General features: G+C 70.6%; 13 protein-coding genes. 5 read left to right on the plus strand and 8 right to left on the minus strand.

Annotated features, from left to right (window positions below; genetic code table 11):
- Positions 1-21: 21 nt before the first annotated feature.
- Entirely contained in the window at positions 22-1,530 is a 1,509-nt protein-coding gene (locus LR269_RS17940; protein WP_231432114.1) for an XRE family transcriptional regulator, read from the plus strand.
- Between the two features lie 76 nt (positions 1,531-1,606).
- Here LR269_RS17940 and LR269_RS17945 read toward each other — a convergent pair whose 3' ends face one another.
- The 5 genes from LR269_RS17945 to LR269_RS17965 all read right to left on the minus strand — a co-directional run bounded on the left by LR269_RS17945 (position 1,607) and on the right by LR269_RS17965 (position 6,035).
- On the minus strand, positions 1,607-2,011 hold the full coding sequence (locus LR269_RS17945; RefSeq protein WP_231432115.1) for a hypothetical protein: 405 nt from the start codon (positions 2,009-2,011) through the stop codon (positions 1,607-1,609).
- A 142-nt stretch (positions 2,012-2,153) separates the two neighbouring features.
- Positions 2,154-2,831, minus strand: coding sequence for a GAP family protein (locus LR269_RS17950; protein WP_231432116.1), 678 nt, complete (start codon positions 2,829-2,831; stop codon positions 2,154-2,156).
- A 47-nt stretch (positions 2,832-2,878) separates the two neighbouring features.
- Positions 2,879-5,233, minus strand: a complete 2,355-nt coding sequence (locus LR269_RS17955; RefSeq protein ID WP_231432117.1) for an arylsulfatase — start codon at positions 5,231-5,233, stop codon at positions 2,879-2,881.
- A 24-nt stretch (positions 5,234-5,257) separates the two neighbouring features.
- Positions 5,258-5,554, minus strand: a complete 297-nt coding sequence (locus LR269_RS17960; RefSeq protein ID WP_231432118.1) for an SHOCT domain-containing protein — start codon at positions 5,552-5,554, stop codon at positions 5,258-5,260.
- 58 nt (positions 5,555-5,612) lie between these two features.
- Complete coding sequence (locus LR269_RS17965; protein ID WP_231432119.1) at positions 5,613-6,035, minus strand: DUF6325 family protein; 423 nt, start codon at positions 6,033-6,035, stop codon at positions 5,613-5,615.
- 211 nt (positions 6,036-6,246) lie between these two features.
- Here LR269_RS17965 and LR269_RS17970 point away from each other — a divergent pair, with 211 nt between their 5' ends.
- Positions 6,247-6,576 carry a hypothetical protein gene (locus LR269_RS17970; RefSeq protein WP_231432120.1) on the plus strand — a complete coding sequence of 110 codons (330 nt, stop codon included), beginning with the start codon at positions 6,247-6,249 and terminating at the stop codon, positions 6,574-6,576.
- Between the two features lie 22 nt (positions 6,577-6,598).
- Here the strand turns inward: LR269_RS17970 and LR269_RS17975 are convergent, their stop codons facing one another.
- On the minus strand, positions 6,599-8,740 hold the full coding sequence (locus tag LR269_RS17975; RefSeq protein ID WP_231432121.1) for an AAA family ATPase: 2,142 nt from the start codon (positions 8,738-8,740) through the stop codon (positions 6,599-6,601).
- Between the two features lie 363 nt (positions 8,741-9,103).
- Between LR269_RS17975 and LR269_RS17980 the strand changes: the two genes are divergently transcribed.
- From LR269_RS17980 to LR269_RS17990, 3 genes are read left to right on the plus strand one after another with little or no spacing between them, the layout of a single operon-like run.
- Positions 9,104-10,555 carry an FAD-binding oxidoreductase gene (locus tag LR269_RS17980; protein WP_231432122.1) on the plus strand — a complete coding sequence of 484 codons (1,452 nt, stop codon included), beginning with the start codon at positions 9,104-9,106 and terminating at the stop codon, positions 10,553-10,555.
- Positions 10,552-10,941, plus strand: coding sequence for a cupin domain-containing protein (locus tag LR269_RS17985; RefSeq protein ID WP_231432123.1), 390 nt, complete (start codon positions 10,552-10,554; stop codon positions 10,939-10,941). The genes LR269_RS17980 and LR269_RS17985 overlap by 4 nt, the downstream gene beginning before the upstream one ends.
- Before the next feature lie 44 nt (positions 10,942-10,985).
- Complete coding sequence (locus LR269_RS17990) at positions 10,986-12,362, plus strand: NAD-dependent succinate-semialdehyde dehydrogenase (RefSeq protein ID WP_231432124.1); 1,377 nt, start codon at positions 10,986-10,988, stop codon at positions 12,360-12,362.
- Positions 12,363-12,395: 33 nt separating this feature from the next.
- Here the strand turns inward: LR269_RS17990 and LR269_RS17995 are convergent, their stop codons facing one another.
- Both LR269_RS17995 and LR269_RS18000 read right to left on the minus strand, forming a co-directional pair.
- On the minus strand, positions 12,396-13,244 hold the full coding sequence (locus tag LR269_RS17995) for a hypothetical protein (RefSeq protein ID WP_231432125.1): 849 nt from the start codon (positions 13,242-13,244) through the stop codon (positions 12,396-12,398).
- A gap of 11 nt (positions 13,245-13,255) precedes the next feature.
- Positions 13,256-13,912, minus strand: coding sequence for a hypothetical protein (locus LR269_RS18000; protein WP_231432126.1), 657 nt, complete (start codon positions 13,910-13,912; stop codon positions 13,256-13,258).
- Positions 13,913-13,972: the final 60 nt, after the last annotated feature.

A 13,972-nucleotide genomic window follows, 5' to 3' on the forward strand; every position in this document is an offset into this window, starting at 1 on the left:
GCGCGTGTGACCATCGATGGCATGATCACCGCCGATCGCGCGCACCTCGCCCCCGTCGAACCGGCGGGCGCGCCCGCCGCCGCGCCCGAAGGGGCCGGTGAGCTCGACGCCCTCACGCTCGGCCGCCGCATCCGTGAGCGCCGGGTCGCACGAGGGATGACGCTCGGCGAACTGGCCCGCGCGATCGACCGGGCGCCCAGCCAGGTGTCGGCGATCGAGAACGGCAAGCGCGAGCCGCGACTGTCGATGCTGCGCACGATCGCCCTCGCACTCGGCACGAGCGTCGACGAGCTGCTGCGCACCGATGCGCCGAGCGAGCGGGCCGCCCTCGAGATCGCCGTCGAACGCGCCCAGCGGGGCCCGGTCTTCTCGGCGCTCGGACTCGACCCGTTCCGCGTGGCGAAGTCGATGAGCGACCAGACCCTGCAGACGATCCTCGCGCTGCACAACGAGATCGACCGCCTGCACCGCGAGCGCGCCGCGACCCCCGAGGAGGCGCGCCGGGCGAACGCCGAGCTGCGCGCCGAGATGCGCGCCCGCGACAACTTCTACCCCGAGCTCGAGCAGAAGGCGGCCGAGCTGCTCGAGGCCGTCGGCCACACCGGGGGCCCGGTCTCGCATCAGCTCGTCGCCGACATGGCGACCCACCTCGGCTACTCGCTGCACTACGTCGGCGACCTGCCGCACTCCACCCGCTCGGTGACCGACAAGCGCAACGGCCGCATCTACCTGCCGACCCAGCAGTCGCCGTCGCGCGACTCCCGCTCCCCCATCCTGCAGGCGCTCGCGAGCCACCTGCTGGGTCACGAGGAGCCTGCGAGCTACGGCGACTTCCTGCGCCAGCGCATCGAGACCAACTACCTGACCGCAGCGATCCTGCTGCCCGAGCAGGCCGCGGTGCGCTACCTCACCGAGGCGAAGAACCTGCGGCGCATCTCGATGGAGGAGCTGCGCGACCACTTCGCGGTCTCGTACGAGACGGCGTCGCACCGGTTCACGAACCTCGCGACGGCCCGCCTCGACATCCCCGTGCACTTCATGAAGGTGCACGAGTCGGGCACGATCATCAAGGCGTACGAGAACGACCGGGTGCGGTTCCCCTCCGACGCACTCGGCGCCGTCGAGGGCACCACCGTCTGCCGCAACTGGACCGCTCGCACGGTCTTCGACGTCGACGACCGCTTCAGCCCCTGGTACCAGTACACCGACACGCCGTCGGGCACGTTCTGGTGCACGTCGCGCATCGAGAAGGCCAAGGAGGGCGAGTACTCGGTCTCGGTCGGCGTGCCGTTCGAGCACGTCAAGTGGTTCCGCGGCCGGGAGACACCGCATCGTGCGGTTTCTCGCTGCCCCGATCCGTCGTGCTGCCAGGCTCCCGCGGGCCTCGCCGAGAAGTGGGCGGATGCCTCGTGGCCGGCCGCGCGCACTCCGACATCGCTGCTCGCGGCGCTGCCGACGGGCACGTTCCCCGGCGTCGACCAGACCGAGGTGTACGAGTTCCTCGAGCAGCACGCACCGGCGCTCGGCTGACGGCCGAACGACGAAGGAGCGCACCGAGCCCCTCACGGGGTCCCGATGCGCTCCTCCGGCCGGCGCCGGCGTCGACTCAGCGCGCGGCGGCCTTCAGCTCGCGTCCGTGCACCGTCAGCGCGTAGATCACGAGGATGTCGAGCACGATCAGGATGATCGACAGCCAGGGCTGGGCGGGAATCAGGAAGAGCTGCCCGATCGCGTTGACGATCGCGAGGATGATCGCGATGACCCGTGCCCAGGTGGCGCCTCCGAAGAGCGCGAGCGACGTGATGATCAGGAAGGCGCCGATGATCAGGTGCCACCAGCCCCACCCGGCGACGTTCATCATGAACAGGTTCTCGCTCGTGAGGAAGTAGGCGCTGTCGGGGCCGATGATGGCCATGAGTCCGTAGATCGCGTCGAAGATACCCGCGATCAGCAGCACGATCGCAGCGAAGTATCCCCAGCCGACCCAGCCGGTGGTTTCGGTGTCGCTCATTTCGGTTCCTCCCTGTGGGGTTGGACGGGCGCCCGGGAGTGAACCCGCGCGTCGCCTCGGTTGCCGTCACGGTACCGAGCCGCGACCTGCACAGGCATCACTCAGGTTGCGTGATTCGCAGCCCCGGCGAGGTCTCGCGGGGTCAGAGCCGCCCGATGCCCGAGACGATGACGAACACGCCGATCACGACGAGGATCAGGCCCGTGATCGACCGGCTGTTCCGCGACATCCAGTCGCGCATGCTCGTGAGGCGGGGGGCGGTGCGCCGGGGCGCGACCTTCGCCGAGACGATGGGCACGGCGACGGTCGAGGCCCCGATGACGACGAAGCACGCGATCACCACGACCGACTCCACGGCCGTGAGCCCGGCGCCGCGGATGGAGAGCGCCGCCGCGACGACGAGCAGCAGGCTCTTCGGCCGGATGTTGAGCACCGCGCCGAGCGTGAACGCCTCGCCCGGGCCGAGCCGGCTGATGCGCCCGAGCCACTTCGGCGGCTGGTCGGCGGGCGTGCGCGGAGCGCGCAATCGTCCCACGATGGCGACGACGATGATGAGCGCGCCGACGATGATCTCGGCGATGCCGACGGCCTGCTCGGGCTCGCGCTGCGACCCCTGGCGCGGCAGCACCTGCGCGAGCGCCGTGCACCCGATGACGAGCGCGGTCATGCCGACGAGCCATCCCGCGAGGAACGGCCCGGCGACCCGGTCGCCGTTCGGCGACAGCAGGATGGAGAGCGTGACGAGGATCGGCACGGAGCTCGCCGCGACCGCGACCGCGATCGGCACGACATGCGCGAATGCCTGAAGCGTTCCGCTCATGCCGCGCCGATCGCGGACTCGTCAGTTCTCTGCGTGTTCAGTGGGACTCAAGCCTTCGCCGGCAGGTGGTACGCGACATGGACGCTGTCGATCGTACCGTCGAAGGCGAAGGGCATCTTGTCGAAGTACGCCCGCGAGACGGGTCCGCCGTACGCGCGGCCGATGTCGAGGCAGTCGTTCGCCGAGAACAGCAGCGGCGCGCTGACGGGCACCGTGCCCGAGCCGACCTCGGCGCCGTTCACCTTCAGCGAGACCGAGAGCGGTCCGCCGGGCCGGGGCTCGAGGTAGTCGGTCACGATCTCGATCGTCGCCTCGCCCGCCGCGAGCGGCTCGGCCGAGGCGATGATCGTGCGCTGCACCAGGAACAGGTTGTACTCGTAGTGCAGCACGCCGTCGACGAGGTAGGCCGTGAGCCCGCCGCCGGCGCCGCCGAGCTTGTAGAGCACGCCGTTCGCCTGCTCGGGCAGGTCGACCTGCATCGAGACCGTGTTCGGCTTGTTGCCGAGCGCCGGCGCGCAGAACTCGGGGATGCGGACGGTATCGCCCGACAGCTCCCACTCGGTGTAGGCCGGGCCGAGCCGGAACTCGGGGTGGTAGACCGGAACCCAGAGCCCGCCGCCGACCGGCAGCACTTCGTTCTTGGCCGCCTCGATCGCGAACAGCTCCTTCAACTGCGCGAGCTTCTCGGGATGCTCCGCGGCGAGGTCGCGCGCCTGGCTCCAGTCCTCGTCGAGGTGGTAGAGCTCCCACTTGTCGGCGTCGGGAGTCCAGGTCGCGATGCCGGGAGGCGCCCCGGGCACCCACGGCAGGCGCGGCCCCGTCGCAGACGCGATCCACCCGTCTGAGTAGATCGATCGGCTCGCCATGATCTCGAAGTACTGCACCCGGTGCCGTCCGTCGGCCGACGGGTCGTCGATCGCGTACGCGAAGCTCGTGCCGTCGATCGGGTCCTGCGGGATGCCGTTCACCATGTCGGGGTGCGAGATGCCGAGGATCTCGTAGATCGTCGGCACGACGTCGATGACGTGGTGGAACTGGGTGCGCGGCTCGGGGTCGTGCGCGATCCGGCCGGGCCACTGCACGAACATCGGGTTGCGGGTGCCGCCGAGGTGCGAGGCCATGAGCTTCATGCCCTGGTACGGCGTCGACCCCGCCCACGCCCACGCCGCGTGGTACTGGTTGTCGGTCGCAGGGGTGCCGAGCGCGTCGAGCCCGCCGAGCTCCTCGAGCGCGGCGATGTGCTGGTCGATCGTCGTGGGGATCATGTTCTGCGCCAGCAGCTCGCTGATCGTGCCGTTCTGGCCCTCGCCCGACGACCCGTTGTCGCCCCAGATGTAGACGATGATCGTGTTGTCGAGGTAGCCGAGGCGCTCGATCTCGTCGATGAGGCGGCCGGCCTGCACGTCGGCGTGCTCGCCGAAGCCGGCGCACACCTCCATCAGGCGCGCCTGGAACGGCTTCTGGTGATCGGGGATGTCGTCCCAGCCCTGCAGGCTCTCGGGTCGCGGGGTGAGCTCGGCCGAGTCGGGGATCCAGCCGGACTCCTTGGCCCCGGCGAACGCCGTCTCGCGGTAGGCGTCCCAGCCGTCGTCGAACTTGCCCTTGTACTTGTCGGCCCACTCCTTCATGATGTGGTGCGGCCCGTGGATGGCGCCCGTCGCCCAGTACATGTAGAAGGGCTTGTCGGGCGCGTTCGCCTTGTGGTCGCGCAGCCAGTGCATCGCGTCGTCGGCGAGGTCCTCACTCAGGTGGTAGCCCTCTTCGGGCGACTTGGGCGGCAGCACGCCGGTCGTGTTGCGCACGAGGTTCGGTTCGTACTGGGATGCCTCCCCCGCGAGGAACCCGTAGAAGTACTCGAACCCGTAGCCGGTGGGCCAGCGGTCGTACGGACCGGCCGACGTGGTCTCTTCAGCCGGCGTGTTGTGCCACTTGCCCCAAGCGCCGGTCGAGTACCCGTAGTTGCGGAGGACCTCCGCCATCGTCGCACTCGACTTCGGGATGTGGCCCGAGTAGCCGTCCCAGTCGTTCGCGAGCTCGGCGATCTGACCGCTGCCGACCCGGTGGTGGTTGCGGCCCGTGAGCAACGACGCACGGGTGGGCGAGCACATCGCCGTCGTGTGGAACCGGTTGAACCCGATGCCGCCGGAACGGATGCGGTCGAGGGTCGGCGTCTCGACGACGCCGCCGAGCGGCTTGGGCAGAGCGGGCCCCGCGTCGTCGATGAGCACGACGAGGACGTTGGGCGCCTGCTCGCCGAGATGGCGCTCGGCGGGCAGCGGCGCGTACGTCGATTCGCCGAGCGTGCGTCCGGCGATGCTGCCGGACGCCTTCGGCGCGAAGGGCAGCGTGCGAGCCGGTGGGAGCTGTGCCCCGATCACGGAACGAGATGCGGTATCGGTCATTTCAGCTTTCCTGTCTCTTCGTTCTCAGCCGAGCAGCTTGGCCTTGGCGGCCTCGAACTCGGCGTCGCTCAGCACGCCCTGCTCCTTGAGCGTCGCGAGCTGCTGCAGTTCGGCGACGACGTCGGTGCCGCCGGCCGCCGGTGCCGCGGCAGGCGCCGGGGCGGGCGGAGGCGGAGGCGGCGCCTGGTACATCGCGGCCTGCTGCTGCATCTCGTACTGCTGGGCCTCGTACTTCTCGTCGGCCTTGCGCTGCTGGTGCCGCATGACCCCGCCGCTCACGGCGGTCGCCGTTCCGGCGACGACCGCGGTGCGCGCGGCCATTCCGATCAGACCCGGTCGACCGAACCTTCTCAACAGTGGCATCGTCGTTTCTCCCCCTCTAGAGCGCGTCGCGCGCTTCCGCGACCACGGCATTGACCACCGGTGCGGGGATCCGCACCGAATCGACGACGACACCACCGGCCGCGAGCAACCTGCTCGCGAGGTGCCTCGCCCAGACCAGTTCGACGACGAGCAGGAGCGCCGATGCGCCGACCGGAAGGCGGCCGCCGAGCTCGTTCACGTCGTCTTCGCCGACGAGGCCCTCGCCGGCCAGTTCGATCTCGCCGAACTCGATGCCCGTCTCGTCGAGCTCGAGGAACTCGATGCCGTCGGCCGTGCGCGCGACGTGCACGAGGTCGAGGAGCCGCACGGTACCGGCCTCGACGAGGTCGAGCACCGCCTCCACGACGCCCGCATCCGGCGCATCGCCGTCATATGCGGCGAGCACCAGCTCGACCGGTCCGAATTCGAGATCTTCCATGGATCGCGCCCCCTCGGCAGTTCGGCTCGGAGCGCTTCGCTCCGGCGGTCGGGCACGCGGAACCGCACCCGCTCCCATCGTGCTGACGCCACCCATCACCTGCATCACGCAGATCGTGTGATGACCACCCGCCGACGCGATCGCGTGATCTGCGTGATGCGGGCGGAGCCGAATCGCGGTGTGATCGAAGGCATCGATTGGAGCACCCGCCATGGACCACATCGAAGCGCTGCGCCGACTCGCCATCGCCGACGAGCGGCTCTCGAGCGAGGTCTTCGGCGAGCCCGACACCAGCTCGCTCACGGCGAAGTCGCTCGCGCTCTCGCGCCTCGGTGCCCTGGCGGGCGTGGGGGGCACCGACGCCTCGTTCGCCGCAGTGGCCGACGCGGCCGTCCGGGCGGGGGCTTCGACGGCCGAGCTCGTGCACGTGGTCGTCGGCGTGGTCCCGATCGTCGGGGCGCCGCGAGCGGTCGCCGCCGCGCAGCACCTGGCGGTCGCGCTCGGGCTCGACCTCGAGACGTTCATCACGGGTGACGCGTGATCGTCGACCGCCGTCCCGACGCTCAACCGAGGAGGCCGAGTTCGCCGGCACGCTCGACGGCGGCGCCGCGCGTGGTGACCTGCAGCTTGCGGTAGATCGAGCCGACCTGCGAGCTCACCGTGTTGCGCGAGACGAACAGCCGCTCGCCGATCTCGGCGATCGTGAGGTGCGTCTGCAGGTAGGGCAGCAGTCGCAGCTCGGCCGGCGTGAGCGGCGAGCTGCCGAGCACCTCGCGCGAATGCTCGAGCGAGGAGCGGAGCTCGTCGACGGCGTCGACCAGGGTGCCGAGGTCGGGTCTCGCGCGCAGCAGTTCGTCGATCTCGTGCAGCAGGTGGGCGGCCGTCGGGTTCCGGCCCAGGGCGGCGAATGACCGGGCGAGCTCGAGCCGCACCTTGACGGCGAACACCGGCATGACATGCGTGCAGAGCCCGCGATCTCGCATGGCGCTCACGAGCAGGCGCTCGGCGGTCGCGAGGTCGCGCCGGCGGATCGCGATGCGGGCGCTGACCGCGAGCGCGAGCATCGTCGTCGCGTAGCCGTGCATGTTGCTGGACTCGATGACGTTCATCGCCCGGTCGGCATGGCCTGCGGCCTCATCGATCGCACCCCGATCGAACGCCATGACGGCGAGCTCGGCTTCGCTCAGCAGGATCGTGTCGGCGTTGCCGAACAGTTCGGCCTGAGCCGTCGCCTGCTCGAAGGCGCGCTTCGCCCCGCCGTCATCGCCGGCGAGCTGCTTCGTCCAGCCGAACAGGTGCAGCGCCTGGTCGCGCCACAGGCTCGACGGCGACTCGGCGCCGAGCGCGTAGGCGGCGTCCTCGGTGGCCGAGGCGAGTCCCTCGCGCCACATGATGACCCGCACCATCGCCCGCGCCGAGTGGTATTGCGGAAGCCCGAACTCGGGCGGAGCGTCGTACTCGATCGCGTCGAACATGCGCGCCCATCGATCGGCCTCGGCCGCCTGCCCCGCGAGGATGGCTCGGAGCCCTGCGTGCACGACGAGGGGAGGGAACGAGGCGATCGCCTCGTCGCCGAGCTCCTGCATCCAGCGCGTCAGGGCCGCGAGCTCGCCGGCCTGGTAGGCCGTGAGCCCGCGCTCGGCGACGAGCCGCACCGACTGCGCGCGGTCACCGGCAGCGAGCAGGTGCTCGATGGCGAGGTGCACGTGATCGTGCTCCTCGCACCAGCGCGCGGCCCGACGATGCAGCTCGGTGTCGGCGCCGGGCTCGACTCGGTCGAGTTCCGCGAGCAGGAACTCCCGGAAGAGCTGGTGATAGCGGTACTCGCCGCGGCGGCGGTCGATCGGCACGAGGAAGAGTCCGCGTCGTTCGAGATCCCGTAGTCGCGCACGCGAGTCGTGGCGTTCGAGCACCGCGTCGCAGCATCCGGCCGAGAGGTGCTCGAGCAGGGCGGTGCGCCGCAGGAAGGACTGGTCGTCTGGCTCGAGCCCGGCGTAGCAGGCGCGGTACAGGTAGTCGGCGACGAAACGGTCGTCGCCGCCGACGTCGACCGGGTCGCCGCCGTCGCGGGCGACCAGCGCGGCGAGCGTGATGCCCGTCGGCCAGCCCTCGGTGTGCTCGACGAGCCGTCGGAGCTCGGCGTCGTCGGTGCCGGCGTCGAGCAGCTCGAAGACCTGGCGGGCGTCGTCGACGTCGAGCCGCAGGTGGTCGGCGCCGATCTCGACGATGTCACCGCCGAGCCGGAGCCGCGAGAGGAACGGCGGAACGCGCCGGCTCGCCATCACGACCTGGGACCCCTCGGGCACGCGCGCGAGCGCGACCTCGAGCACGTCCTGGCAGTCCGGCGAGTCGGCCTCGTGCACGTCGTCCAGCACGAGGACGAACGGAACGCCGAGCCGCTCGATCGCCGAGGCGAGGAGCGGGGCCGCCCGGCCCAGCACTCCGGGACCGGTCATCGGCAGGGCGGCGACGCCCGCGATCCGCTCGTCGCCCGGCAGCGCATGGTCGAACGCCTCCGCCAGCACGTTGACGAGTGCCGCCGGGTCGTCGTCGAAACGGTCGAGCGAGACCCAGACGAGCAGGCGCTCGTCGAGCTCGGCCCACTCGCGCAGCATCGTCGACTTCCCGTACCCCGCCGGGGCCACGAGGCTCACGAGCGCGGCCCGCGAGGTTCGCGCGCGCTCGATCAGTCGTCGACGGCTCACGGTGGCGCCGCGCGCTCTGGGCGGCGCGAACTTCCGCTCGTGCCCGTCTGGCACGGACAGCCCGTCGATCGTCGGGATCGGGTCTGCACCCGATCCCGACGACGCGTCCCCCCGCACGGCCGTCATACCGTCCATATGGTGGAGTTTATTCACGGATGAGGGATCCTCCGGCACGACATCTCGCACCAATCCGGGCCATGCCCCACGAACGGGGGGTACGTTCCAGGAGTGCGTTGCGACAGCGGCTGCAGCCGATCGGACAAGTCGTTCGGTCGCGAGCCCAGATCGCGACACCCGCCGCTGGCGACCTCGACCCGCCGCCGTCAGGATGGATGGCAACCAATCGCATCGGAGTGATACCCCGTGGGCACCACCGTCTTCGAACGACGCACCCCCCGTCCATCCGTCATCGAGCACTCGCTCGCCACCACCGATCACGCGGTGTTCTGGCGCGACGACCTGCCCGCAACCCTCACGCCGAACCGGCCGAAGCTCGCCGGCACGAAGGTCGCCGAGCTCGTCGTCGTCGGCGGCGGGTACACCGGCCTCTGGACGGCGCTGCTCGCGAAGGAGCGCAACCCCGACGCGCGCGTCGTGCTCGTCGAGGCGAAGCGCATCGGCTGGGCGGCCTCCGGCCGCAACGGCGGCTTCTGCGAGGCGAGCCTCACGCACGGCGACGAGAACGGCAAGGCCCGCTGGCCGAAGGAGATGCACCTGCTCCACCGCCTCGGCATGGAGAACCTCGACGCCATCGAGGCGAGCGAGGCGAAGTACGGCATGGACTTCCAGTTCGAGCGCACCGGGCAGCTCGCCCCCGCGATCGAGGAGCACCAGGTCGAGTGGCTGCGCGAGTGGGCCGACGAGGCGGCGTCGAACGGCGAGGCCGACGACGTCGTGTTCCTCGACGAGGCCGCGGTCCGGGCATCCGTCGATTCGCCGACCTATCTCGCCGGAGTCTGGGAGAAGCGCACCAACGCCATGGTGCACCCGGCGCGCCTCGCGGCCGAGCTCGCCCGTGCGGCCGAGGAACGCGGCGTCGAGATCTTCGAGGGCTCGCCCGTGCGCAGGCTCGAGACTCCCGGGTCGACGGGCGCGGTGAGCATCGTCACCGATGGCGGCCGCGTCGACGCGAAGCACGCGGTGCTCGCCACGAACGTCTTCCCGTCGCTCCTGAAGCGCAACCGGCTCATGACGGTGCCGGTGTACGACTACGTGCTCATGACCGAGCCGCTGTCGGCCGAGCAGCTCGCCTCGATCGGCTGGAACGACCGCCAGGGCATCGGCGACATGGCGAACCAGTTCCACTACTACCGCCTCTCGAAGGACAACCGGATCCTGTTCGGCGGCTACGACGCGATCTACCACTACGGCCGCAAGGTGCGCGAGCAGTACGAGAACCGCCCCGAGACCTGGCAGAAGCTCGCGAGCCACTTCTTCACGACGTTCCCGCAGCTCGAGGGGCTGCGGTTCAGCCACCAGTGGGCCGGTGCGATCGACACCTCGACGCAGTTCACGGCGTTCTTCGGCACGGCGCGCGACGGCCGCGTCGCCTACGCGCAGGGCTTCACGGGCCTCGGCGTCGGATCGACGCGGTTCGCCGGCGAGGTCATGCTCGACCTGCTCGAGGGGCGCGAGAACGAGCGCACCTCGCTCGAGATGGTGCGCAAGCGCCCCCTGCCCTTCCCGCCCGAGCCCGCAGCGGCGATGGGCATCAACGCCACGCGCTGGTCGCTCGACCGAGCCGACCACAACCGCGGCAAGCGCAACGTGCTGCTGAAGACGCTCGACGCGCTCGGCCTGGGGTTCGACTCGTGAGCGCCGACGGGCAGGGCGACGTGCTGCGGCTTCTCGCCGGTGCGGTGACGGATGCCGCGGGGCTGGCGCTCGAGCACGAGCCGGTGCCGGCCGACCAGGTCGTCGCGGGCAGCCCGACGACGGCGTACCTCCCCCTCGACGAGTCGGCGGTCGGCGAGATCGGCGTCTGGGAGATGTCGGTCGGCGCGATGCGCGACGTCGAGGTCGACGAGGTGTTCGTCGTGCTCGCGGGCGCCGCGACGGTCGAGTTCGAGCACGTGCCGTCGACGGGCCGCCCCGGCGACCCGATCGTGCTGGCGCCGGGAGCCGTCGTGCGACTCGAGGCCGGCATGAAGACCATCTGGACGGTCCGCGAACCGCTCCGCAAGGTGTTCATCTCGCGCTGAGGCGCGTTCTACGTTTCAGGATTCAGGTTTCAGGAGGAGCAGACATGGCCAAGTACCGGGTGCAGAACCCCGCGACGGGGGAGATCGTCGAGACGTTCGAGTCGGCGACCGACGCCGAGATCGAGCAGACGCTCGCGGCGGCCGACGCCGCCTACCGCGAGTGGCGCGAACGCAGCGTGCAGGAGCGCGCCGCCGTGGTCAAGCGCGTCGCCGAACTCTTCGACGAGCGTCGAGACGAGCTCGCCCGCCTCATCGCCGTCGAGATGGGCAAGTCGATCGCGGAGTCGCTCGACGAGGTCGAGTTCGCCCGCTCGATCATCGAGTACTACGCGGTGTACGGCCCGAGCCTCATCACCGACCACGAGATCCCGTCGACCATCCCCGGCAAGGCCGTCATCGAGCAGCTGCCCGTCGGCGCCCTGCTCGGCGTCATGCCGTGGAACTTCCCCTATTACCAGGTCGCCCGCTTCGCGGCGCCGAACCTCGTGCTCGGCAACACGATCATCCTGAAGCACGCCGACATCTGCGCGCGCTCGGCCCTGACCGTCCAGGAGATCATGGAGGAGGCCGGCGTTCCGGTCGGCGGCTACCAGAACGTGTTCGCCTCGCACGACCAGATCGCGACCATGATCGCCGACCCGCGCGTGCAGGGCGTCTCGCTCACGGGCTCCGAGCGCGCCGGCGCCATCATCGGCGAGCAGGCGGGCCGCCACCTCAAGAAGGCCGTGCTCGAGCTCGGCGGCATCGACCCGATGGTCGTGCTCGACGCCGACGACGTGGCCTCCGTGGCGAAGGCGGCGTGGGACTTCCGCGTCTACAACGGCGGCCAGGTCTGCAACTCGAACAAGCGCATGATCGTCATGGACGACATCTACGACGAGTTCGTCGCCGAGCTGACGAAGCTCGCGACGGGCCTCGAGCCGGGCGACCAGCTCGACCTCGGCGAGGGCCAGTACGCCCCGCTGTCGACGCGCACCGCCGCCGAGACGGTGCACGCGCAGGTGCAGAGGGCGATCGCCGAGGGTGCGAAGCTCCAGGCGGGCGGCGTCCTCGCCGACGGCCCCGGGGCGTACTACTCCCCCGCCGTGCTCACCGACGTTCCGCGCGACTCGGAGTCGTACCGCGAGGAGATCTTCGGACCGGTCGCGACGGTCTACCGGGTGCACAGCGACGAGGAGGCCCTCGAACTCGCCAACGACTGCGCGCTCGGCCTCGGCGGCTCGGTCTTCTCGACCGACGAGGCACGTGCCGCCCGCGTCGCCTCGCGTCTCGAGGTCGGCATGACGCACGTCAACACGATCGCCGCCGAGGCCGCCGAGCTGCCGTTCGGCGGGGTCAAGCGATCGGGCTTCGGCCGCGAGATGGGCCCCATCGGCATCGGCGAGTTCTCGAACAAGCGGCTCTCGTTCGTCGCGAAGTAGCCCGCCCGAGCGGGCCGGGTCCGGCGATGTCGTCTAGCCCCAGAGCGGCACGTCGCCGGGCCCGGCCCGCTCGATCTCGACCTCGATGCCGGATGCGGCTGCGAGCTGCTCGGCGAGCGCCGTCGCCGAGTCGAGGTCGGTGACCGTCACGAGGAGGCTGACCTCTCCCTCCCTGATCCGGCCCGCCTCGACCGGATACGAGGCCCGCACCTCGTCGAAGACGTCGAACTCGGCCTCGAGGGAGACGCCGGGGTCGGCGACGGCCTCGAACCGCGTCGGCATCCCGTATCGCCCCTGCATCAGGACCTGGTCATAGCCGTCGGCCGGTTCACCCTCGACGGGCACGAACGCGCCGACCTCCGCAGTTGAACGGACCTCGAGCGAGTCATGGGCCGCGAGCGCCTGGGAACGGCGTGCCGCCGGCTCGAGCCCGTCGGCGTCGACGGCCGACATCAACACCTCCGACGCGCTCAGCACGCCTTCGACGCCGCTCTCCCACATCGGACCCGCGATGGCGAGCCGCGTGTCGTTCAGGGCGCGATCGTCGGTGATCTCCACCGTGAAGCTCTCGTACTCGATCGCACCCTTCCACGACACGGCGCCGCCGCCGTCGTGCGCCATGAACGCACCGAGCTCGTGACCGAGCTCGACGGCGCGCTCGGGCGACGCTGCGTCGTCGACGCGGAGCACGACGTTCGCGGACCCCATGAACGGCAGGTTGTTCGAACCGCTGACTGCGACCTCGTCGACGTCGGCGACGCCGCTGAAGCGCTCGGACGCCCGCGAGGTCGCGGCGCCGCCCGCGTTGATCGCGCAGCCCGAGCAGGCGGCGAGCACGGCAGCGACCGCGAGCGCCGCGAGGACTCCTCTGGCTCGGCTCATGGTCGGCACGTTCAACCGCAGAACTCCTTCGGAATGCCGGCCCGGTCCTGGACCCCGATCATCACGACGACATCGTTCTCGACGAGGAAGTTGAGGTACCCGCTCGCCTCGTCGCCGGCGGCGTAACCGTACGACTCGGCACCCGTCTGGTTCGACGGCGCGAGGTCGGGGTAGGCGGCTGCGAGCTCGTCCATGGTCGACCCGAGCGCTACACCGGTCTCGGTCTTCGGCGACGCGGGCACCACTCCCTCGGCGTCGGCGCGGCCGTTGGCCCACACCCCGCCGATCGCGTCAGCGCCCTCGGGGTGGGTCAACAGCATCGAGGCCGAACCCTCCGTCGAGAGCTGCACGATCCCGGGGCAGTACTCCTCTGACTCGAAGGCCGTGAGCTCGGCGATGGCCGCCTCGGCCGAGGCTCCTCGCTGGATCGGCCCGATGCCGCTCGTCGTGATCGTCCAGGTCGACACATCAGCCGGATCGACGGCGACCGGCGCGACCGTCGGTGTGGCCGTCGGTGTCTCGACGGGTGTCGGCGCGGCCGTGACCGCGGCCGTCGGCTCGGGCTCGGTCGCGTCGCCCGACGTCGCGCACCCGACGAGCACGAGCGCTGTGCCCGCTGCGAGAACCGCTCCGGCCCACGATCCGACGAAAGATACGTTGCGAGGCATGGATCTCCTTCATGCACGTGGCCCCCGGCCGTGTCCGATCAACGTACCGGCCCGCTCCCG

This window comes from Agromyces sp. S2-1-8, from assembly GCF_021129215.1.
GTDB lineage: Bacteria > Actinomycetota > Actinomycetes > Actinomycetales > Microbacteriaceae > Agromyces > Agromyces chromiiresistens.